The organism is Phytoactinopolyspora halophila (assembly GCF_003287285.1).
In the GTDB taxonomy this organism is placed as follows: Bacteria; Actinomycetota; Actinomycetes; order Jiangellales; family Jiangellaceae; genus Phytoactinopolyspora_A; species Phytoactinopolyspora_A halophila.
Genome location: NZ_QMIG01000003.1, coordinates 158,172 through 177,948, shown reverse-complemented (window position 1 = coordinate 177,948; position 19,777 = coordinate 158,172). Strand labels below are relative to the sequence as shown.

17 protein-coding genes and 1 riboswitch are annotated in these 19,777 nt (G+C 68.4%); of the genes, 9 read left to right on the top strand and 8 right to left on the bottom strand.

The features are described from left to right. Nucleotides 1-97: 97 nt before the first annotated feature. Nucleotides 98-1,162 carry an N-acetylglucosamine kinase gene (locus DPM12_RS05585; RefSeq protein ID WP_123788476.1) on the top strand — a complete coding sequence of 355 codons (1,065 nt, stop codon included), beginning with the start codon at nt 98-100 and terminating at the stop codon, nt 1,160-1,162. A 47-nt stretch (nt 1,163-1,209) separates the two neighbouring features. Next, entirely contained in the window at nt 1,210-1,575 is a 366-nt protein-coding gene (locus DPM12_RS05580) for a DUF4282 domain-containing protein (RefSeq protein WP_112257296.1), read from the top strand. Between the two features lie 103 nt (nt 1,576-1,678). On the opposite strand, the gene DPM12_RS05575 is transcribed toward DPM12_RS05580, so the two are convergent. Beyond that, the gene (locus DPM12_RS05575) at nt 1,679-2,953 is read right to left on the bottom strand and encodes a serine hydroxymethyltransferase (protein ID WP_112257295.1); all 1,275 of its coding nucleotides are present in this window, start codon (nt 2,951-2,953) and stop codon (nt 1,679-1,681) included. Between the two features lie 41 nt (nt 2,954-2,994). After that, a riboswitch (ZMP/ZTP riboswitch) is annotated at nt 2,995-3,099 on the bottom strand. A 101-nt stretch (nt 3,100-3,200) separates the two neighbouring features. Between DPM12_RS05575 and DPM12_RS05570 the strand changes: the two genes are divergently transcribed. After that, a complete protein-coding gene (locus tag DPM12_RS05570) occupies nt 3,201-3,983 on the top strand; it encodes a glycerophosphodiester phosphodiesterase family protein (protein ID WP_112257294.1) in 783 nt (260 codons plus the stop codon). A gap of 31 nt (nt 3,984-4,014) precedes the next feature. Here the strand turns inward: DPM12_RS05570 and DPM12_RS05565 are convergent, their stop codons facing one another. Then, complete coding sequence (locus tag DPM12_RS05565) at nt 4,015-4,509, bottom strand: peptide deformylase (RefSeq protein ID WP_112257293.1); 495 nt, start codon at nt 4,507-4,509, stop codon at nt 4,015-4,017. Between the two features lie 306 nt (nt 4,510-4,815). Between DPM12_RS05565 and DPM12_RS05560 the strand changes: the two genes are divergently transcribed. Further along, nucleotides 4,816-5,205, top strand: coding sequence for an RNA polymerase-binding protein RbpA (locus DPM12_RS05560; protein ID WP_112257292.1), 390 nt, complete (start codon nt 4,816-4,818; stop codon nt 5,203-5,205). A 70-nt stretch (nt 5,206-5,275) separates the two neighbouring features. Here the strand turns inward: DPM12_RS05560 and DPM12_RS05555 are convergent, their stop codons facing one another. The 4 genes from DPM12_RS05555 to DPM12_RS05540 all read right to left on the bottom strand — a co-directional run bounded on the left by DPM12_RS05555 (nt 5,276) and on the right by DPM12_RS05540 (nt 10,007). Beyond that, entirely contained in the window at nt 5,276-5,881 is a 606-nt protein-coding gene (locus DPM12_RS05555; RefSeq protein WP_112257291.1) for an FxsA family protein, read from the bottom strand. Beyond that, entirely contained in the window at nt 5,881-6,648 is a 768-nt protein-coding gene (locus DPM12_RS05550; RefSeq protein WP_211658490.1) for a polyprenol monophosphomannose synthase, read from the bottom strand. Before DPM12_RS05550 ends, DPM12_RS05555 begins: the two co-directional genes overlap by 1 nt. Nucleotides 6,649-6,653: 5 nt before the next feature. Then, nucleotides 6,654-8,360 carry an apolipoprotein N-acyltransferase gene (gene lnt / locus DPM12_RS23530; RefSeq protein WP_123788477.1) on the bottom strand — a complete coding sequence of 569 codons (1,707 nt, stop codon included), beginning with the start codon at nt 8,358-8,360 and terminating at the stop codon, nt 6,654-6,656. A 603-nt stretch (nt 8,361-8,963) separates the two neighbouring features. Further along, the gene (locus DPM12_RS05540) at nt 8,964-10,007 is read right to left on the bottom strand and encodes a helix-turn-helix transcriptional regulator (protein WP_112257288.1); all 1,044 of its coding nucleotides are present in this window, start codon (nt 10,005-10,007) and stop codon (nt 8,964-8,966) included. Nucleotides 10,008-10,069: 62 nt separating this feature from the next. Here DPM12_RS05540 and DPM12_RS05535 point away from each other — a divergent pair, with 62 nt between their 5' ends. Next, on the top strand, nt 10,070-11,233 hold the full coding sequence (locus DPM12_RS05535) for an epoxide hydrolase family protein (protein ID WP_112257493.1): 1,164 nt from the start codon (nt 10,070-10,072) through the stop codon (nt 11,231-11,233). A 51-nt stretch (nt 11,234-11,284) separates the two neighbouring features. Here DPM12_RS05535 and solA read toward each other — a convergent pair whose 3' ends face one another. Beyond that, nucleotides 11,285-12,490, bottom strand: a complete 1,206-nt coding sequence (gene solA, locus DPM12_RS05530; RefSeq protein ID WP_112257492.1) for an N-methyl-L-tryptophan oxidase — start codon at nt 12,488-12,490, stop codon at nt 11,285-11,287. A 337-nt stretch (nt 12,491-12,827) separates the two neighbouring features. Between solA and lat the strand changes: the two genes are divergently transcribed. From lat to DPM12_RS05510, 4 genes are read left to right on the top strand one after another with little or no spacing between them, the layout of a single operon-like run. After that, on the top strand, nt 12,828-14,168 hold the full coding sequence (gene lat, locus DPM12_RS05525) for an L-lysine 6-transaminase (RefSeq protein ID WP_112257287.1): 1,341 nt from the start codon (nt 12,828-12,830) through the stop codon (nt 14,166-14,168). Between the two features lie 13 nt (nt 14,169-14,181). Next, nucleotides 14,182-15,735, top strand: a complete 1,554-nt coding sequence (locus DPM12_RS05520) for an aldehyde dehydrogenase family protein (protein ID WP_112257286.1) — start codon at nt 14,182-14,184, stop codon at nt 15,733-15,735. Further along, nucleotides 15,732-18,050 carry a thiamine pyrophosphate-dependent enzyme gene (locus DPM12_RS05515; RefSeq protein ID WP_164465291.1) on the top strand — a complete coding sequence of 773 codons (2,319 nt, stop codon included), beginning with the start codon at nt 15,732-15,734 and terminating at the stop codon, nt 18,048-18,050. The genes DPM12_RS05520 and DPM12_RS05515 overlap by 4 nt, the downstream gene beginning before the upstream one ends. 8 nt (nt 18,051-18,058) lie before the next feature. Beyond that, nucleotides 18,059-19,234 (top strand): acyl-CoA dehydrogenase family protein, encoded by a 1,176-nt coding sequence (locus DPM12_RS05510; protein ID WP_112257285.1) that lies wholly within the window; start codon nt 18,059-18,061, stop codon nt 19,232-19,234. Between the two features lie 52 nt (nt 19,235-19,286). Here the strand turns inward: DPM12_RS05510 and DPM12_RS05505 are convergent, their stop codons facing one another. After that, on the bottom strand, nt 19,287-19,745 hold the full coding sequence (locus tag DPM12_RS05505; RefSeq protein WP_211658489.1) for an Lrp/AsnC family transcriptional regulator: 459 nt from the start codon (nt 19,743-19,745) through the stop codon (nt 19,287-19,289). Nucleotides 19,746-19,777 lie beyond the last annotated feature (32 nt).

The following is a 19,777-nucleotide window of genomic DNA, read 5'->3' as shown; positions in this document are numbered from 1 at the left end:
AACTATTTCTGTCGCGCTCGTGTGTGTCAAGCCCTTACGGCGACGTTGCGCAAGCGTGACATTCTGGCGATGCGGCTGAGACGGGAAGGGTTGGCACGTGAGCATACCGGCGACGCTTGTCATGGGGCTGGACATCGGGGGCACCTCGACGCGTGCCCTGGTCGTGGACATGGACGGGAACAGAGTTGGCATGGGTCGCGGCCCGGGCGCGAACCTCACCTCACATGCCCTGGACTCCGCGCTCGCCGGGATCGCGCAGGCACTGCGCAACGCGCTGGAACGTGTCGACGATCCTGGGGCCGTGCGGCATGCCGTGGTGGGGACCGCAGGCATGGCGAACCTGGCCGTTCCCGAGGTGGCCGAGGCCTTCGCCCGCACCTGGCGCAATGCCGGCCTCGAGTGCGGTTACGACGTCGTGGGTGACGTCAGCGTGGCCTTCACCGCCGGTACCGCCGAGCCTGCCGGCACCCTTCTGCTCAGCGGGACGGGGGCGAGCGCGATCCGTTTCGATAACCGCAACCCCAGCCACGCCGTGGACGGGCACGGATGGCTGCTCGGTGACCTGGGTTCGGGATTCTGGCTGGGCCGGGAGGCGGTGCGCGCCACCCTGGCCGCGCTGGACCGCCGGGAGGAGCCGGGCCCGCTCGGACAGGACGTGCTACGTGCCCTGCTCGGCCCGGAGTCGCACGGGGAACCTTCCGCGGACATCAACGGCGACGCCGACAGAAAGGCGGAGGTGGGCGGGCAACACGACCTCCGGTCGGAGCTGATCATGGCGGTGCATCAGCGCCCGCCGGTGGCGCTGTCCGAGCTCGCTCCCCTCGTCACCGCGGCGGTAGCGGACGATCCCGAGGCCAAACGGATCGTCACCGAAGCTGCCGAGCACCTCATGGCAGCGGTCACGACCGTACGCGCGCCCGGCGACGGCACGCCGCTGGTGTTGGCCGGATCGCTGCTCGCCGCGGCCACTCCGGTGCGCGACCTGGTGGAGCCGCGGCTGCGGGAGCTGTGGCCGGACCCGCCGATCATCGTCGCCCGGGACGCGGTGGGAGGGGCCGCGTGGCTGGCCGCGGGCAGGCTGATCGGCTTGGACACGGCGGACGGCGCCAAGCTGCACGCCCGGCTCATGCATTCTGCCGGCGGAGACGACGTGGATCGCTGAGCCAGCTCACTCCCCGGTGGCAGAAGACACTGATATTCTCCGGCCTCATGACATACGAACAGCCATCTCACCAGCCAGAACAGCCCGGCTCCGGAGGCTCGGACCAACAGCCGAACTTCTTCGCCCGCCTGTTCGACTTCCGGTTCAACGCCTACGTGACGCCGACGATCATCTCCGTCCTGTACGTACTCGGGATGATCGGCATCGCCATCGGGTACCTTTCGTACGTGGTCTTGGCGTTCAACGTCAATGCCGGCTTCGGCATCCTCGTCCTGCTCATCCTCGGCCCGCTCGGTGCCTTGCTGGCCCTGATCTGGCTCCGGGTGACACTCGAGTTCTACCTCGCCCTGGTCCGGCTGTCCGGTGACTTCCGCCAGTGGCGGGACGAATGGCGCCAGCAGGCCAGCCGCTAGGGGATCCTGGAGGATTCAGCGCCGGTACCGAGGAGGCGCGCTGTGGGGCGCCAGCACTGTCGCAGGGCTGGCACCCCACAGCTCATGTCGATCAGCTCGGTGATCAGCGATCGAGGCCGGGGACCGGGAAGCGTCCCGTCAGCTCGTTGACCTCGCCACGCACCTGGTCGATCGCCTTGTCCAGGGTGTCGCTCTCTTCCGTGGCCAGCGCCCCGACCACCTGATCGATCCAGCGCGCGACCTCGCGCATCTGCGCCTCGGTCATGCCACGGCTGGTGAGGGCGGCGGTGCCGAGGCGCATACCCGAGGGGTCGAACGGCTTGCGCGGATCGTAGGGCACGGTGTTGTAGTTCGTCTCCAGCCCCGCCCGGTCGAGCGCCTTGGCCAGCGGCTTGCCGGTGACGCCCTTGGACGTGACGTCCATGAGCAGCAGGTGGTTGTCGGTACCGCCGGAAGACAGTTCGAATCCGCGGGCCTGCAGCTCGTCAGCGAGCGCCTGGGCATTGCGGACGATCTGGTGAGCGTACTCGGAGAACTCCGGTGTCGCGGCCTCGGCCAGCGCGACGGCGATCCCGGCCGTCGTGTGATTGTGCGGGCCTCCTTGCAGGCCGGGAAAGACCGCCTTGTCGATGGCCTTGGCGTACTGCTCGCTGGCCAGGATCATCGCGCCGCGTGGGCCACGCAGTGTCTTGTGCGTCGTCGTCGTGATGATGTCGGCATATCCGACCGGCGACGGGTGTGCACCTCCGGCGACGAGGCCGGCGATGTGCGCGATGTCGGCGACGAGGACCGCGCCGACCTCCTGGGCGATCTCGGCGAACGCCGGGAAATCGATGGTGCGCGGAATCGCGGTACCACCGCAGAAGATCAACGTGGGGCGCTCCCGCAACGCGAGCTCGCGTACCTCGTCCATGTCGATGCGGCCGTTATCCCGCCGGACGTTGTAGTGGACCGCGTTGAACCAGGTCCCGGTCGCCGAAACGGACCAGCCGTGGGTCAGATGCCCACCCATCGGCAGCGCCATTCCCATGACGGTGTCACCCGGCTTGGCGGTGGCCAGATACACGGCGAGGTTGGCCGGAGACCCCGAATACGGCTGCACGTTGGCGTGATCGGTGCCGAACAGTGCCTTGGCGCGGTCGATGGCCACTGTCTCGATCTGGTCGATGACCTGCTGGCCCTCGTAGTAGCGGCGCCCCGCGTACCCCTCGGAGTACTTGTTGGTCAGCACCGTCCCGCTGGCTTCCAGCACGGCAGCCGAGACGTAGTTCTCCGAGGCGATGAGCTTGAGCGTGTCTCGCTGGCGGGCCTCTTCGGCATTGACCAGCTCGGCGATCTGCGGATCGGTACTACGCAGTGCTTCGGGGTTTGTGGTCATGGCGGGTGGCCACATCCTTTCTGCAGTCTGCAGTCGGTTGCCGGAAGTACCCAGGCGCGCGGTACGTCCGCTGTCAGCTCCCTGGTGGTCAGTTCCACCTCGGCCGCGAAGCGTCACGGCCGAATACGCCAGTCGCCACGTCTTCACCATAGCCGTAACCGTTCCGCGGCGGGAGTGCGGCTCCAAGCGGCTGCCATGTGAGCAGGGCACGTGCGGTGCGAGGGCGTAGGCTGCAGGCGTGGGTTCCATGCGTCCGCAACCGCCGCACCCGTACTTCGACCATCCGGGGCCGCTGGCACTCGCGCACCGGGGGTTCTCCCGCGAGGGGCTGGAGAACAGCATGCGGGCCTTCGCCGCGGCCGTCGACGCCGGTTACCGCTATGTGGAGACGGATGTGCACGCCACCTCCGACGGCGTCGTGGTCGCATTCCACGACGCCACGCTCGACCGGGTCACCGACCGGCGGGGTGAGATCGCGCGGATGCCGTGGTCGCAGGTGCGCCGGGCGCGGATCGGCGGGGTGGAGCCGGTTCCCACGCTGGAGGACGTGCTCGGCACCTGGCCCGAGCTGCGGGTGAACATCGACGTCAAGGCGGCCTCGGCGGTGGGGCCGACGGTGCGCGCCATCGAACGTACCGGGGCTCACGGCCGCGTGTGCATCGCTTCCTTCTCCGATTCCCGTCGCCGGGCCGTGCTGCGCGGGCTCTCGCGCAAGGTGGCGACGTCTGCCGGTCGGTCGATAGTGTCCGGCTTCGTGTTCGCCTCGCGCGTGGGGCTTGCCGCGCGGATGCGCGCATGGCTCGCCGAGATCCACTGCTTGCAGGTGCCCGTGCGGATGGGGTCCGTGCAGCTTGTCACGCAGAAGACGGTCGCCGACGCGCACGCCGCTGGCCGGCAGGTGCACGTGTGGACGGTGAACCATGCGCCGGAGATGCATCGCCTGCTCGATCTCGGCGTGGACGGGATCCTGACCGACCGTGCGGACATCCTGCGCGATGTCCTCCGCACCCGTGGCTCGTGGAGCACGTGATCCTCCTGGCTAGCGCCGGAGGCGTGTCGGGCTATCCGTTGAACCAGGCGCTGCGGCGGATCTCCTTCATGGCACCACGCCGGGTGGACGGCTCGAGGCGGTGGATGTAGACGATGCCGTCCAGATGGTCGACCTCGTGGAGCAAGCACCGGGCGAGCTCGCCCTCACCTTCGACGCGGATGGGCTCGCCGTCCGCATCGACGCCTTCGACGGCGGCATACGCGGCACGCTGGGTGGGAAACCACAGCCCCGGCACGGAGAGGCATCCTTCCTCCCCGCCTTGTTCGCCCGAGGTCTTGACCAGGACCGGGTTGAAGATGACGCCACGCTCGCCCTCGATGCCGTAGGAGAAGGCACGGTACGGCACCCCGATCTGTGGTGCCGCGACTCCCGCCCGGCCCGGAACGTCCAGGGTGTCGAGCAGGTCCTCAGCTAGCGCGTGGCTCCACTCCCCGAACTCCTTGACCTCGTCGGTCACCGTGCGCAGGACCGGATCGCCATACAGGCGGATCTCACGGACCGTCAACGTCGCTCAACTCCAGATGTCTTTCTCGGACGTACCCAGCCGGTACGTGTCAGTGGTCAGCCTTTCCTCGCGAGCCGCGCCCACCTTAACCCAGCATCGGGCAGCGCACGGATCGCTGTCGCGATAGCATAGAACGGTGGGGAGGGGGTAGTAGACAAGGACCATGTGTGACCGGAATCACTCGTGCTCGCATCGCGGCGGCGCGCCGATTCCGGAACACTGGCCTCGCCTCATCCGTTATTTCATTGCGGTACTAGTACACGACACAACGTCCAGGGGTGTGCACACCCCAGAAGGGTCTTTCACATGTCTGAGCGTTCTACCCTGCGTGGCTCCCGCCTCGGCGCCCGGAGCTACGAGGACGAGCGCGGCGTCGAGTTCGCTGAACGTCAGGTCATCCCGTATGCGTGCCCGGCGGGTCACGAGTTCGAGGTGACCTTCTCCACCGAGGCCGACGTCCCGACGCTCTGGGATTGCCCGCGATGCGGTACCGAGGCGTTGCAGCAGTCCGGTGAGAAGCCCGACGACAAGCAGCTCAAGCCGGCTCGGACGCACTGGGACATGTTGCTCGAACGGCGGTCCATGGAAGATCTCGAAGCCCTGCTTAACGAGCGGCTCGAGCTCCTCCGCGCCGGTTTGCTGCCTGGTGCGGCGCATCTGGCCCAGAACAACCGCGAGCGCAAGAAGTCCGCATAGCGGCTCCTCCAGGGCATCGCGGACTTCACAAAGGTTCCTCAAGGACTCAGCGGGGCTCTCGCCCCGGGAGTTACCCCCCGTCGGGTTCCCCGGGGTCCCGGCTGTTCGGGTCGCGAACTTGCCGCCAGCTATTCGTGGTGCCCGTTGCCCCGCCGGTATCGCTCTCGTCGACCACCTCGCCTTCGATGACGGTGCCATCGGGAGAGGCGCCCGCGCGGGGCCGGGCCGGGAATGTGCGCAGGGCCGCTGCCGCAAGGCGGCGGCCCACGTTTGTGCGTACCGGCGGCAACAGGAGCAACAGCGCCGCCGCGTCGGTGACGAAGCCGGGAAGCACCAGCACCGTGCCGGCGAGCAGCGTGACGCCCGCGTCGGCGATGCGATCCTCGGGTCGTGCTTCGTCCGACGACGAGATGGTCCCCGTGTGGTCGTACGGCCGGGTGGCGGGGTCGGCTTCGGCCATGGCCGACCGCAACGATCTCCATGCCCGGAAGCCGGCGCGTCGCATGAGCCACAGGCCGATGGCGCTGGTGGCCAGTGCCGCGAGAACCGCGTACCCGAAGCCGATCACGTTGGCCACGAACACGAAGAAAACGATCTCCACGACGGCACCGAGGAAGGGGCCGAAGGCTCCGAATCTGCGACGACGCGGACGATATATGCTCTGACCGTAGGTCATCAGCGTCTCCTCTTGCTTGCCAGCGGCTGCAGTCTGGCTCTCAGCTGCGCCAGCCTGTGCTCGATTCCCCACCGCGACACTCGCAGGAGCGCCTCCCGGACGATGTCCGCGCCCATCTTCGACTGCCCCTGCTCTCGCTCGACGAAGGTGATCGGCACTTCGACGACGCGCAAGCCCGCCCGGACGGCGCGCCAGGCGAGGTCGACTTGGAAACAGTACCCCTGTGAAGCGATCGTTTCCAGGTCGAGGTGTTCGAGCGCCGTCGCCGTGAATGCGCGATAGCCGCCCGTGGCATCGCGGATCCTGATGCCCAGTGCCAGGCGCGCGTACAGGTTGGCGCTTCGGGACAGCAGCTCGCGATGCCGGGCCCAGTTGACCACCGATCCTCCCGGCACGTAGCGCGACCCCAGCACGAGGTCGGCATGCCGCAGTGCATTGAGCAGCCGGGGTAACTCCTCGGGCTGGTGCGAGCCGTCGGCGTCCATCTCCACGATGACGTCGTACTGGTGCCGCCGTGCCCAGTCGAATCCCGCGACGTAGGCCGTGCCGAGGCCCCGTTTGCTGGTGCGGTGCATCACGTGCACTCGGGAGTCCAGTTCGCTGAGATGGTCCGCCAGCTCGCCCGTCCCGTCGGGGGAACCGTCGTCGACGACGAGGGCGTGGGCGTCAGGCACCGCCGTGTGCAGGCGGGTGAGCGCCTTTTCCAGGGTAAGGGCCTCGTTGTACGTGGGGATGATGACGAGTACCCCGGTGTGATCGGATCGCACTCGCCTCACGATAATCCCGCGGTGACCGGTTCTGGTGATTCGGTATCTGCTGATCCGGTTTCTGGTGATGCCGTGCTTTCGCCCGCCACGGCGGGCTCGCGACGTCCGGACCTGCCGGCCCGAAACCAGACACCGCATGCGCCGAGGGCGCCGAGCGCGACGGCCACCAGGATCCATTCGGGCCACTCGCCTACGAGCGTCGCGACGGTCATCTCGTCGGACAGCTGCACGTCCCCGACGAGTACATCCTGGGTGAAGATGTCCGTGCGCTGGTTAATCTCGCCGTCCGGGCCGATCACCGCGCTGACACCGGTGAGCGCCGATACGACCACCGTGCGGCCGTGCTCGATCGCGCGCAGGCGGGACTGGGACAGGTGCTGTTCGGTCATCGGCGAGTCGAGGAAGTGCGCGTTGTTGGTCTGCACGGCGATCAACTGGCCGCCGTCGAGGACCGTGTCGCGGACGAGATGGCCGAAACCGACCTCGAAACAGATGGCGACGCCGACGGTACCTGCGTCGGTGTCGAAGACCCCGACCTCGTCACCGCCGACGTGGTCACGTGGCTGGCGCTGCACGGCGTCGGTGATCATCTCGGCGATACCGCGAAACGGGATGTATTCGCCGAACGGCATCGGATGGCGCTTGACGTAGGACTGACCGGGCCCGTCGACGGGATCCCACAGGATGGACGTGTTTTCCACGTTCTGCTCGTCGGCGGTCGGGATGATGGCGCTGACGAGGATGGGAGCGTCGACACGCTGGGCCGCGCGATCGATCGCGTCGCGGGTCGCCTCGTCGCGGAACGGGTTGCGATCCGGGGCGTTCTCGGGCCAGATCACCAGGTCCGGCTGCTTGGCGGCACCGGCCTCGACGTCTCGGGCGAGCTGCTCGGTGGCCTCGACATGATTGTCGGTGACCGCGCGGGCGCGCGAGTTGAAGTCCATGCCCAGCGTGGGCGCGTTTCCCTGCACGGACGCCACGGTGGTGGTGGGCCCGTTCGGTTCCGGCGGGTGCACGGCGAGACCGGCGAGCGCCACGACCACGGCTGCGCCCGCCGCGACAAGCCGGGTGCGTGCCGTAGCGGCCAGCACCGTCCAGGCCAGCAGGGAGCCGCACAGGGCCACTCCGAACGACACCAGGGGCGTGCCACCGAGTGCGGCGAGCCCGGCGAACGAGCCGTCGGCCTGGGAAAACGCGAGGTTCCCCCAGGTCAATCCGCCGTACGGAACGCGGCCCCGCACTGCCTCGATGGCAATCCAGGCACAGGCAATCCACAACGGCCATCCCGGCAACCGCTGAAGGAGAGTCGAAACGATGCCGAGCGGCACGAAGAACAGGGCCTGCACGATCGCGAGGACGAGCCACGGGATCGGGCCGACCTCGAGTCCGGTCCAATACAGCAGCGGAACGAAGAAGCCCAGCCCGAGCATGAAGCCGGAGAGGGCGGCGTGCTTGACCGGCTGGCGGCGAGTGAGCAGCGTGAGCCCGGCGGGTGCGAGTACGGCGAGGAACCACAGGTCGTAGGGCGGGAACGCCAGAACGAGTGCGCCGCCGAGGACAAGCGACATCGCCAACCGCGACACCGGATGCCGGCCCAGCCGGATCAGCGTGCGCTCGTCGCCGGTTGTCTCGTTCCCGTGACTGGACAGGCTGCCCTGGTGGTTCACCGGCGGCTGGTGTTCACGCGTGCCATCCACTCGTGTTCCATTCACTCGTGTCTCGTCTACTGGTGCCGATTCGCTGGTCGTCACGACATGGCAGCGATGGCCGATACCTGCGACGGTACAACGTCTCGGGATCGGTGTGAGTGCCCAGGATTGCAACGAGCGCGCGGCCGGAAACGCGAGGGCGACGCTCGCGAGGGCGACGCTGCGGAGGGACGCGGCCCGGACGCCCTTCGGACCAGGCCGCGGTGCCGCCGGCTGCGACTCGCGGCCCGTTGTCTACTGGGCGGCCGGGCCCGACCTGGTCTCACCCCGTGCCGCTACGGCTCACGTGGCGGGCCAGAAGCGTGAGCGCAGGCCTGGCTGCAAGAGGTGTACCGGCATGGCCGAATTGCCACCTCGACCCCGGTCACGCAACCTACCCGGGACGTGGCTCGTAGCGGTTCGTCCGCTGGTGGACTTGTTGCGACTCTCCTCCAGCGCACGGGGAACTGTCAAGCTCTTAGCGACCTGCGCGAATACCCTGTAGCCGCAGGTCAACCGGGGCCTTCTGGAGGTACATCGATCATGAATTCTTTGCCGGTTATCGGCGTGTCGCCCATGGCGCCCGGACGCCCGTACGATATTGGTGATCGACTCGATGTGATCATGCTAGTCATGAGCCTTGTCATGACCATCGTCACTTCGCCTTCTGTTCGGCATCGTCACTGGGTGTGACGGTGACGCCGAGTCACCAGCGGACGCGGCACGCGCATACCGTTCGGCGAGATCGCGAACGTGTGTGATCAATTCTGCGGGTTCGATGATGTCGAAATCCACACCAATCATGCTGATATTAACGGCGATCTCATTCAGTGAATTCGCGCTCGTATTGAGAACGCACGCACGACCGTCGATATCCACGAGCGTTCCGGCCGCCGCGGGAATGCGCTCGCGAAGTCGTTCGAACGAGCCGTGTAGCAGAATCCTGGCCTGGTGGGTGCGGGGCGCTACCGATACCTGCCGGGCCACGTAGGCGGTGAGATCGGCCGCGGGTGGCTCGCGGTCGCCGAACCGAGCACCCACGGGCACGCACTCGCGGATCCGGTCGATGCGAAACGTGCGCCAGTCCCGTCGATGGCGGTCCCACGCAACGAGGAACCAGCGACGACCCCAGCGCACCAGGCGGTGTGGCTCCACTGCCCGTCTCGTCTCGGTGCCATCGTGGCTGCGATAGGCGAAGCGCACCCGTTCACGGTCACGACAGGCCGCCGCGAGCACGGTCACGATGGCGGCATCCACGGCGGGAGCCGGAGCGTCGAACGGCACCGACATCGTGTAATCCTGCAGCGCTGCGACGCGCCGCCGTAGGCGGTGCGGCAGCACCTGTTCGAGCTTGGCCAGGGCACGCACCGACGATTCCTCGATCCCTTCCACGGCACCGGTCGCCGCGGTGCGCAGGCCTAAGGCGACGGCGACGGCCTCGTCGTCGTCGAGCAGCAGCGGCGGTAGCTCGGCACCGGCTCCCAGCCGGTAACCACCGTGGACGCCTGGCGTCGCGTCGACGGGATATCCCAGCGCACGCAGCTTGTCGATGTCATTGCGGATCGTGCGGGTGCTGACGTCCAGGCGAGCGGCGAGTTCGGTGCCCGACCATTCTCGCCGGACCTGGAGCAAGGAGAGCAGCCGCAGGAGCCGCGCCGACGTTTCCAGCATTCGTCAAGAATGGCAGCAATCAAGGAAGAAAGTCTTCCGCAATTCTCCCTAGCATGCCTGTCATGACCAACACGGCGAGCGCTACCGGCGCCACCCACGAGACCCCGTCCGCCCAGATCCACCCGTTCACCATCGCCATTCCCCAGTCCGATCTCGACGATCTGCACGAGCGCCTGAACCGCACGCGATTCACCCAGGAGCTCCCCGGCGCCGGGTGGGACTACGGCGTGCCGATCGATCACGTACGCAGGTTGGCCGAGTACTGGCGTGATGGTTACGACTGGCGGGCGTGGGAGGCACGGCTCAACGCGTACCCGCAATTCACGACGGAGATCGACGGCCAGAACATCCACTTCCTGCACGTCCGTTCCCCCGAGCCGGACGCGTTCCCGCTCCTGCTCACTCACGGCTGGCCGGGCTCGATCGTCGAGTTTCTGGATGTCATCGAGCCACTCACCGATCCGCGGGCATTCGGCGGCAACCCGTCCACGGCATTTCACCTGGTCATCCCCTCGCTGCCCGGCTTCGCGTTCTCCGGACCGACGACGGAGAAGGGCTGGGACAGCAAACGCATCGCCGCGGCGTGGGCTGAGCTGATGCGGCGGCTCGGCTACGGACGTTACGGCGTCCATGGCAACGATGCCGGCTCCATCATCTCTCCGTGCGTCGGCCGGATCGCCGGAGATTCGATCGCGGGCGTGCACGTCACCCAGATCTTCTCGTTCCCGTCGGGCGATCCGGCCGAGATGGACGGGTTGTCCGACGAGGAGCAGGCGGGCCTGGCCCACCTGCAATGGTTCTGGGAAACGATGGGCGCGTTCAACCAGCTACAGTCCAGCCAGCCGCAGACCCTGGCGCACGCCCTGGCCGATTCGCCAGCGGGTCAGCTGGCGTGGAACGCGCAGCTGTTCGGCGCGGGTGCGGTCAGCGACGACTTCCTGCTCACCAACGTGACGATCTACTGGCTGACTAACACGGCGGCGTCCTCGGCGCGGCTCTATTACGAAGATCGGCATGCCGGTGCCGACGGTTCCGAGCCCACGACCTTCCCGCTCGGGCTGGCCGGTTTCGCCGACGATTTCGTGTCGATGCGCCGGTTCGCCGAGCGGGACCACCACAACATCGTCCAGTGGCACACCTACGACACCGGCGGGCATTACTCGGCGCATCAGGTGCCCGACCTGCTCGTCGCGGACCTGCGCGAGTTCTTCCGGATCTGGCGCTGACCGGATCCACTCGGCTGGCACTGCCCGGTTCTGGCCGGCCGGCGGGACGGGTCAGCTTGGCGCGGCGAAGCGGGAAAGCCTGAACGGGCTCGTGTCGAGCGTGCTGGTTCCGGTGGTGGCGAGCTCCGCCAGCGACTCACCGATCGCTGGAGAGTGCTTGAAGCCGTGTCCCGAGCACGGCGAGGCGATGATCAGCCTGTCGTGCTCGGGATGGCGGTCGATCACGAAGCCCGAATCCGGCGAGACCGTGTACAGGCATGTCACGCTGCGTAGCGCCGCCGGCTGGAGCGCCGGCACGCGGCCGCGCAGGCAGCGTTCGAACGTCTCTGCGGGCTCGGTGGGATCGACCGCGCGCTCGACGCGGTGCGGATCGGTGGTCGCGCCGTAGCCCTCGGTACCGATCTTGACGCCGCCGGACGGGCCGTCGACAGCGGGAATCCCGTAGAAGACGTCCTCCTCCGTGGTGCCGAACTGCCAGATGAACACCGGGCATCGGCCGGGCTCGAACGTGCCGGCCGTCTGCGCGGCACGGTCGAGCGTGAACCAGGACATGAGTTGCCGGTGCACCGTGAAGAGTTCGCCGATCTCGGGTTCGACCAGCTCGCGGATCCACGGCCCGGCGGAGAGGACCACCGTGTCGGCGCCGTAGCTGCCGCGGTCTGTCGTCACGGTTACGCCCGTCGGCGACGGCGTGACGTCGAGCACCTGCTCCTCGCGGCTAACGTGGGCGCCGCGGCGTTCGGCCAGGTCGAGCTGCACCTGAACGGCTGCTTCGGCGCGGACCACACCGGCGCCGGGTTCGTAGTAGCCCACCACGTCGGCGGCCTTGGGTTCGTCGCCGAGCCGGAACTGCGGGAACCGCCGGGCGAGTTCGGCGGCAGGAAGGACCTCGTGGTCGATGCGGTGGCGCTGGGCGAGTTTGAGGGTCGCGGCGAAGAAGTCCTCGGCGCCGTGCATCGCCGGCCCGCCCGAGGCGGGCGCCAGGATCAGGCCACCCACCTGGTCGAAGAGCGAGACGTCGGCCTCGGCTTCGAGCTCGCGCCACAGCTCGTGACTGCGCAGCACGGGCTGCACGTAGGCGTCGCCCTCCCCGACCGCCTGGCGGGTGATCCGGGTATCGCCATGCGTCGATCCCAGGGTGTGCGGCGGTGCGAACTGGTCGATGCCCAAGGTCCGGGCACCCGCGCGCGCCAGGTGGTATGTGGTGGCGCTGCCCATGGCGCCGAGACCGACGACGATCACCTCGTAGTGCTGCATGAACGGCAGGCTACGCAACACTCGGCTCGCCCGGAAAGCGCCCCTGACTCTCCCCGGTCCGGATCGCACGTCCCGAGAGCACGGTCCTGCTGGCGTGATCGTCGACGACGGCGCACGTGTCACATGTCACTGTGAATGATCGTTGATGACCAACGCGGCATGGCGTGATCACCCGAGTGGCGTGACGACCACAAACTTCTCCATCGCAATGAGACCGACTCGTAACTTCTTCCCGAAATATCGAGCTGATACCGTAAGACTTACGTCATGAAGCGCTCGTGCGGGAAGATCCTTCCGCCTCGACGTGCTTCCGGTCGCCAGTCGAGGAGGTCAACGCATGATTGCGGAGTCGAGTGTCCCGGCCGAGAAGGTCCACACCGTATTGAGCGAGCATCTGCTCACCGACGGGTTCAAGCTGGTGCTGGACACCAAGGCCAGCAGTGGCAGCTGGTTGGTGGACGCGCGAGATGGCACGCGCTACCTGGACATGTACACCTTCTTCGCCTCGGCGCCGCTGGGATGCAACCCGCCGGGAATCGTCGACGATCCCGATTTCATGGCGCAGCTCGGCGAGCTCGCGGCCAACAAGCCCGCCAACTCCGATGTCTACACCACCCACCTCGCGGAGTTCACCAAGACGTTCACCCGGGTGCTCGGTGACGCCGCGCTCCCCCACCTGTTCTTCGTCGAAGGCGGGGCACTCGCCGTCGAGAACGCGCTCAAGGCCGCCTTCGACTGGAAGAGCCGGCACAACGAGGCCGCCGGCCGCGACCCGGAACTGGGTGGTCGCATCTTGCACCTCACGCGGGCGTTTCACGGCCGCAGCGGCTACACCATGTCGCTGACAAACACCGAGCCCGGCAAGACGGCACGGTTCCCGGCGTTCGACTGGCCCCGCATCGACGTCCCCGCCATCCGTTTCCCGCTGGCCGAACACCTCGACGACGTCATGGCCGCCGAGGAGCGCGCGCTGAGCCAGGCGCGTGCGGCCTTCGCCGCCCACCCGCACGACATCGCCGCGTTCATCTGCGAGCCCATCCAGGGCGAGGGCGGCGACAACCACATGCGGCCCGAGTTCTTGCGAGCCATGCAGGATCTCGCCCACGAGCACGACGCGCTGTTCATCGTCGACGAGGTGCAGACCGGTGTCGGCCTCACCGGCACGCCGTGGGCCTACCAGCAGTTCGGCCTCTCCCCCGACATCGTCGCGTTCGCCAAGAAGGCCCAGGTCGGTGGGATCATGGCGGGAGGACGTATCGACGAGGTGGCCGACAACGTGTTCGCCGTCTCCGGCCGGATCAACTCCACGTGGGGAGGTGGCCTGGTGGACATGGTGCGCTCCCGCCGACTCCTCGAGATCATCGAGCGGGACGCCGTCATCGAGAGCGTGGGCCCCAAGGGCGAATACTTCCTCACCGCGCTGACGAAGGCGGCCAGCGCAGCCGAACCCGGCGTGATCGGCAACGTCCGCGGACGCGGCCTCATGCTCGCCGCCGACCTGCCCGACCGCGCCACCCGGGATGCCGTGATCGCGGACATGCGCGAGACGGAACATTTGATCGTCTTGCCGAGCGGTCCGCACGCGGTCCGCTTCCGCCCGGCACTGTCCGTGACCCATGATGAGATCGACCACGCCGTGGCCGCGTTCAGCCGGGCCGTGGCCCGCCAGACGTCGTAAGAGGAGTTCCGCCATGACCGACAAGCTCGTGACCTCCATCATCGACGGCAAGCCCGTGGAGGGCACCCGTACCATCACCAGCCCGAACCCGGCGCATCTCGACGACACGGTCGCGGAGATCTCGCTCGCCCAGGCGCAGACGTTCGCCGACGCCGCAGCGTCGGCCAAGCGTGCCCAACCCGGCTGGGCCGCCGTCCCGGCCCCCGTGCGTGGCCGGGCCATCGCCCACATCGGCCGGCTCGTCGAATCCAACGCGGAACGCCTCGCCGCGCTGGTTACCCGGGAGATCGGCAAGCCCTACGTCGAGGCGCTCGGCGAGGTGCGCGAGGTCGTCGATACTTGCGACGTCTTCCTCGGCGAAGGCCGGCGCCTGTACGGGCAGACCGTTCCCAGCGAGATGCCCGACAAGCAGCTGTTCACCTTCCGCAACCCGGTCGGTACCGCCGCGGTGATCACGGCCGGAAACTTCCCCGTCGCCGTTCCGTCGTGGTACATCGTGCCGGCGCTGCTGTGCGGGAACACGGTGGTCTGGAAGCCGGCCGAGTATTCGGCCGCCGTCTCGCGCGCCTTCCACGAGCTCTTCGTCCGGGGTGGTGGCCTGCCGCCCGGAGTGTTCAACGTTGTCTACGCCGAGGGCGCCGACGCCCAGGCCGGCCTGGAGCAGGCCCTGGGTGCCGGAACGGTCGACAAGGTCGGATTCACCGGTTCGCCCGAGGTCGGCCGCGAGATCGGCGCGCTCACCGGCCGGCACCTGCAGACCGCCTGCCTCGAACTCGGTGGCAAGAACCCGCTCGTGGTCACGCCCAGCGCCGATCTCGACCTCGCCGTCGAGGGCGCGCTGTTCTCCGGATTCGGCACCGGCGGGCAGCGGTGCACGTCGCTGGGCACCGCCATCGCGCACGAGTCCCGGCACGCCGAATTCCTCGAGCGCTTCACCGCCGCCGTCGAGAGCGCCACGATCGGCGACCCCACCGGCGACGTCCTGATGGGACCGATGCTGGACGAGAAGTTCGCCCGGCGCTACGAGGAGTTCCTCGGCTGGATCGAGCCGCACCACACCCGGTACGGCACGCCGGGACGGATCACCTCCGAGCAGCCGCGGGACGGATTCGCGGGCGAGGCCGCGGAGGGCCTGTACTATCACCCGGTCATCGTCGACGGCGTCCGCCCGGGCGATCGCCTCTTCGACCAGGAAACGTTCGGGCCGATCGTCGGTGTCACCACGTATCGTGACTTCGACGAGGCCATCGAGCTGGCCAACGCGCCCGGCTACGGCCTGTCCGCGTCCATCTACACCAGCGATCCGGCCGATGCCCTCGCCTTCCGCGAGCGCATCGGGGCCGGCATGGTCAGCGTCAACAACTCGACATCCGGGGCCGAGGTGCACTTGCCGTTCGGTGGCAACGGCAAGTCCGGCAACGGTTCGCGCCTGTCCGGGCTGTGGGTGATCGACCAGTTCACCCGCTGGCAGTCGATGAACTGGGATTACTCCGGCAAGCTGCAGAAGGCTCAGATGGACGTGGCCGAGCTGGTGCCCGACACCGAGTTCCGGCTCAGCACGCCGTGAGCGACCACGAGACCGCGCTCGTCGAGGCGCTGGCCGCTCTGGCGGGAAACGGCACGGCCCTGCCAGAGCGGCCGGTGTCGCCGGCGTCGCAGCTCGATGCCGACGTCCTCTGGCGGATCTTCGACGCGCAGGCCACCAGCCGCCACCTGGATGCGGTGGCCCGGGAGTTGCAGGCGGCCGGGCGCGGCTTCTACACCATCGGATCGTCCGGGCACGAGAGCAACGCCCTCGTCGCCGAGGCGCTGCGTCCCAGCGACCCGGCGCTGCTGCACTATCGCTCCGGCGCCTTCTACCTCGCCCGGGCAGCGCAGGTCGAGGGGACGACGCCGGTCCGGGACGTCCTGCAAGGGCTGATGTGCGCCACCGGCGAGCCGATAGCCGGCGGGCGGCACAAGGTCTTCGGCAACGCCGCGCTCTCGGTCATCCCGCAGACCTCGACCATCGCCTCCCACCTGCCCCGGGCCGTCGGGCTCGCCCTATCCCTGCATCGGGCCCGGCGGCTCGGTGCCGCGGATCGTCAGCCAGGTGTCTCGCCCGCCGGCTCGCATGCCGGCTCGCCGAATAGCTCGCCGGGTACCTCGCCTGCCGTTTCGCCTGCCGAATGGCCGGCCGATGCCCTGGTGGTGTGCTCGTTCGGTGACGCGTCGGTGAACCACTCCACGGCCGCGGGCGCCATCAATGCGGCCATCAACACCGCGTTCCGGGGCCTGCCCGTGCCAGTCCTGTTCGTGTGCGAGGACAACGGGTACGGGATCTCCGTGCCCACACCCGACGGCTGGATCGAGGCCGCCTACGGGAACCGGCCGAACCTGCGGTACCTGGAAGCCGACGGCGCGGACGTTGCAGCCACCATGCAGGCCGCCTCCGACGCTGCCGCGCACGTCCGCAATACCCGGCAGCCGGCCTTCTTGCACTTGCGAACGGTGCGCTTCGGCGGGCACGCCGGCAGCGACGCGGAGATCAGCTACCGCACCCCCTCCCAGGTCGCGGCCGACTACGCCCGGGACCCGATCCTCGGCACGGCACGCCTGCTTGCCGAGCGGGGCGTTCCCGGAGACGAGCTGGTACGGCGCTACCGTGACCGGCGCGCCGTGGTGGATACCACGCTGGCCGGGCTCGGCGAGGTGCGCACGCTCGCCTCGGCGGCCGAGGTGATGGCTCCGCAGGCGCCGCGCACGCCCGAGCGCGTCGCGGCCCGCGCCGTCGAGCTGGCCGGCCTCCCGATCGGCACTTCCGGCACCGGCGAGTACGGGTCCGGCGCCGGCAGTACCGCTCATGAGGCGGGACAACCCGAGCGCACCCTGGCCGAGGCGATCAACGCGACCCTTGCCAGTGCGCTCGAACAGGAGCGCAAGGTCATCCTTTTCGGCGAGGACGTGGGGCGCAAGGGCGGCGTCTACGGCGTGACCCGCGGCCTGCAACGCCGGTTCGGCGCGGCCCGCGTCTTCGACACGCTCCTGGACGAGCAGTCCATTCTCGGCCTGGGCCTGGGGGCCGGTCTGGCCGGGCTGTTGCCGGTCCCCGAGATCCAGTACCTCGCATACCTGCACAACGCCGAAGATCAGCTGCGTGGCGAGGCGGCGTCGCTGTCGTTCTTCTCGCAGGCCCAGTACCGCAACCCGATGGTGGTGCGCATCGCCGGGCTGGCTTACCAGAAGGGCTTCGGAGGCCACTTTCACAACGACAACGCCGTCGGCGTGCTGCGCGACATTCCCGGCGTCGTGGTGGCATGCCCGGCCCGTGCCGACGACGCCGCGGGCATGCTGCGGACCTGCCTTGCCGCGGCCGACGTCGACGGCACCGTGTCGGCATTTCTCGAACCCATCGCCTTATACCACACCCGCGACCTGCACGACGACGGCGACGGCGCGTGGCTGGCCCGGGACACCGGTGCGCACGTGCCCGTGGGCCGGGCCCGGGTCCATGGCGACGGCACCGATCTGACCATCGTGACGTTTGGCAACGGCGTGCCCATGAGCCTGCGCGTGGCGAGCCGGCTGGAGCAGCAGGGCGTCGCCGCCCGGGTGGTGGACCTGCGCTGGCTAGCCCCGCTGCCGGTGGAGGACATCGTCCGCGAGGCACAGGCCAGCGGGCGCGTCGTCGTCGCCGACGAGACCCGGCACTCCGGCGGTGTCGGCGAAGGCGTCGTGACGGCCCTCGTGGAGGCGGGCTTCTCCGGCCCGGTCACGCGCGTGGCCAGCTATGACAGTTTCGTCCCGCTCGGCCGGGCGGCACATCACGTGCTGCTGGGAGAGGATGACATCGAGGCGGCAGCGAACGAGCTTGCCCGGAAAGCCGGAAAGCTGAGGGATTGAAGGTAGCCATGACCGCTCTGAACCCGCTCCAGCTCCTGGGCGTCGACCACCTGCTCGACGACGAGGAGAAGGCGATCCAGGAGACCGTGCGCCGATTCGTCGACGACCAGGTACGCCCGCACGTCGCCGAGTGGTACGAACACGAGCTGGATGCCGACACCGTGCGCCAGCTGGCCCGCGAGGCCGGCAAGCTCGGACTGCTGGGCATGCACCTGGAGGGCTACGGGTGCGCCGGGACCAACGCCGTCTCCTACGGCCTGGCATGTCTGGAGCTGGAAGCCGGAGACTCGGGTGTGCGCAGCCTGGTCTCCGTGCAGGGCTCGCTCGCCATGTTCGCCATCTGGAAGTTCGGTTCGGAGGAGCAGAAACAGCGCTGGCTGCCGGGCATGGCCAGCGGCGAGCTGATCGGCTGTTTCGGCCTGACCGAGCCGGACTTCGGTTCCAATCCGTCCGCGATGCGCACCCGGGCACGGCGTGACGGTTCGGACTGGGTGCTGGACGGCACCAAGATGTGGATCACCAACGGCACGGTCTCCGATGTCGCGATCGTGTGGGCCCAGACCGACGACGGCATCCGGGGCTTCGTCGTGCCCACGGACACGCCCGGCTTCTCGGCCCCGTCGATCTCCAAGAAGCTGTCGCTGCGCGCCTCGGTGACCAGCGAACTGGTGCTCGACGGTGTGCGCCTGCCGGCCGATGCCGTGCTGCCCGAGGCCAGTGGCCTGCGTGGTCCGCTGTCCTGCTTGAACGAGGCCCGGTTCGGGATCGTCTTCGGCGCGGTGGGTGCCGCGCGCGACTGCCTGCACGCGACGCTGGAGTACGCCCGCGACCGCGAGGTGTTCGGCAAGCCGCTGTCGTCGTTCCAGCTCACCCAGGCGAAGCTGGCCGACATGACGCTGGAGCTGCAGAAGGGTTTCCTGCTGGCGATGCACCTCGGCCGGCTCAAAGACGACGAACGCCTGGATCCTCGCCAGGTGAGCATGGGCAAGCTGAACAACGTGCGCGAGGCGCTCGGCATCGCGCGCGAGTGCCGCACCATCCTCGCGGCCAGCGGGATCACGCTGGAGTATCCGGTGCTGCGCCACGCCAACAACCTGGAATCGGTGCTCACCTACGAGGGGACATCAGAGATTCACCAGCTGGTGATCGGCCAGGCCCTCACGGGCGAGTCCGCGTTCGCCTGACGATCGGCTCCGCCCCTGACGAGCGGCCTCGCGATGCGTGCGCGGCAGCAGGTCACCCGTCCTGCGGAGGCGGTTCCATGGTGGGGCGGTTCTCATAGGGCGTCGAGAGCACGATGATGGTGCGGGTGGAGACATTGGCCGAGGAACGGATCCGCGCGAGCAGCTCTTCCAGGCCCACCGGGCGTTCAACGCGGACCTTCAAGATGTAGTTCTCGTCGCCGGCCACCGAGTAACATGCCTCGATCTCGCGAATCTTGGCGAGCCGATCGGGCGAGTCGTCCGGCTCGCTGGGGTCGATCGGCTTGATCGACACGAAGGCCGTCAGCGGAAGCCCCAGCGACTCGTGATCCACCACGGCGGTGTATCCCTTGATGACACCGCGCTCCTCCAGCCTGCGGACCCGCTGGTGCACCGCAGACGTCGACAGACCGGTCGCCTTGCCGAGATCGGTGTAGCTCATCCGGCCGTCTTGCAGGAGCAGCCACACGATCTGTCTATCGAGCTCTTCCACCCGCTCACTGTAGAGGTTATCGAGCCCGGGAT

What these genes read in the sequence shown, in the direction of transcription:
- DPM12_RS05580 (WP_112257296.1), top strand. Translation starts at nt 1,210, where the DNA reads ATGACATACGAACAGCCATCTCACCAGCCAGAACAGCCCGGCTCCGGA.
- DPM12_RS05575 (WP_112257295.1), bottom strand. Translation starts at nt 2,953, where the DNA reads ATGACCACAAACCCCGAAGCACTGCGTAGTACCGATCCGCAGATCGCC.
- DPM12_RS05570 (WP_112257294.1), top strand. Translation starts at nt 3,201, where the DNA reads ATGCGTCCGCAACCGCCGCACCCGTACTTCGACCATCCGGGGCCGCTG.
- DPM12_RS05560 (WP_112257292.1), top strand. Translation starts at nt 4,816, where the DNA reads ATGTCTGAGCGTTCTACCCTGCGTGGCTCCCGCCTCGGCGCCCGGAGC.
- DPM12_RS05555 (WP_112257291.1), bottom strand. Translation starts at nt 5,881, where the DNA reads ATGACCTACGGTCAGAGCATATATCGTCCGCGTCGTCGCAGATTCGGA.
- DPM12_RS05540 (WP_112257288.1), bottom strand. Translation starts at nt 10,007, where the DNA reads ATGCTGGAAACGTCGGCGCGGCTCCTGCGGCTGCTCTCCTTGCTCCAG.
- DPM12_RS05535 (WP_112257493.1), top strand. Translation starts at nt 10,070, where the DNA reads ATGACCAACACGGCGAGCGCTACCGGCGCCACCCACGAGACCCCGTCC.
- solA (WP_112257492.1), bottom strand. Translation starts at nt 12,490, where the DNA reads ATGCAGCACTACGAGGTGATCGTCGTCGGTCTCGGCGCCATGGGCAGC.
- lat (WP_112257287.1), top strand. Translation starts at nt 12,828, where the DNA reads ATGATTGCGGAGTCGAGTGTCCCGGCCGAGAAGGTCCACACCGTATTG.
- DPM12_RS05520 (WP_112257286.1), top strand. Translation starts at nt 14,182, where the DNA reads ATGACCGACAAGCTCGTGACCTCCATCATCGACGGCAAGCCCGTGGAG.
- DPM12_RS05510 (WP_112257285.1), top strand. Translation starts at nt 18,059, where the DNA reads ATGACCGCTCTGAACCCGCTCCAGCTCCTGGGCGTCGACCACCTGCTC.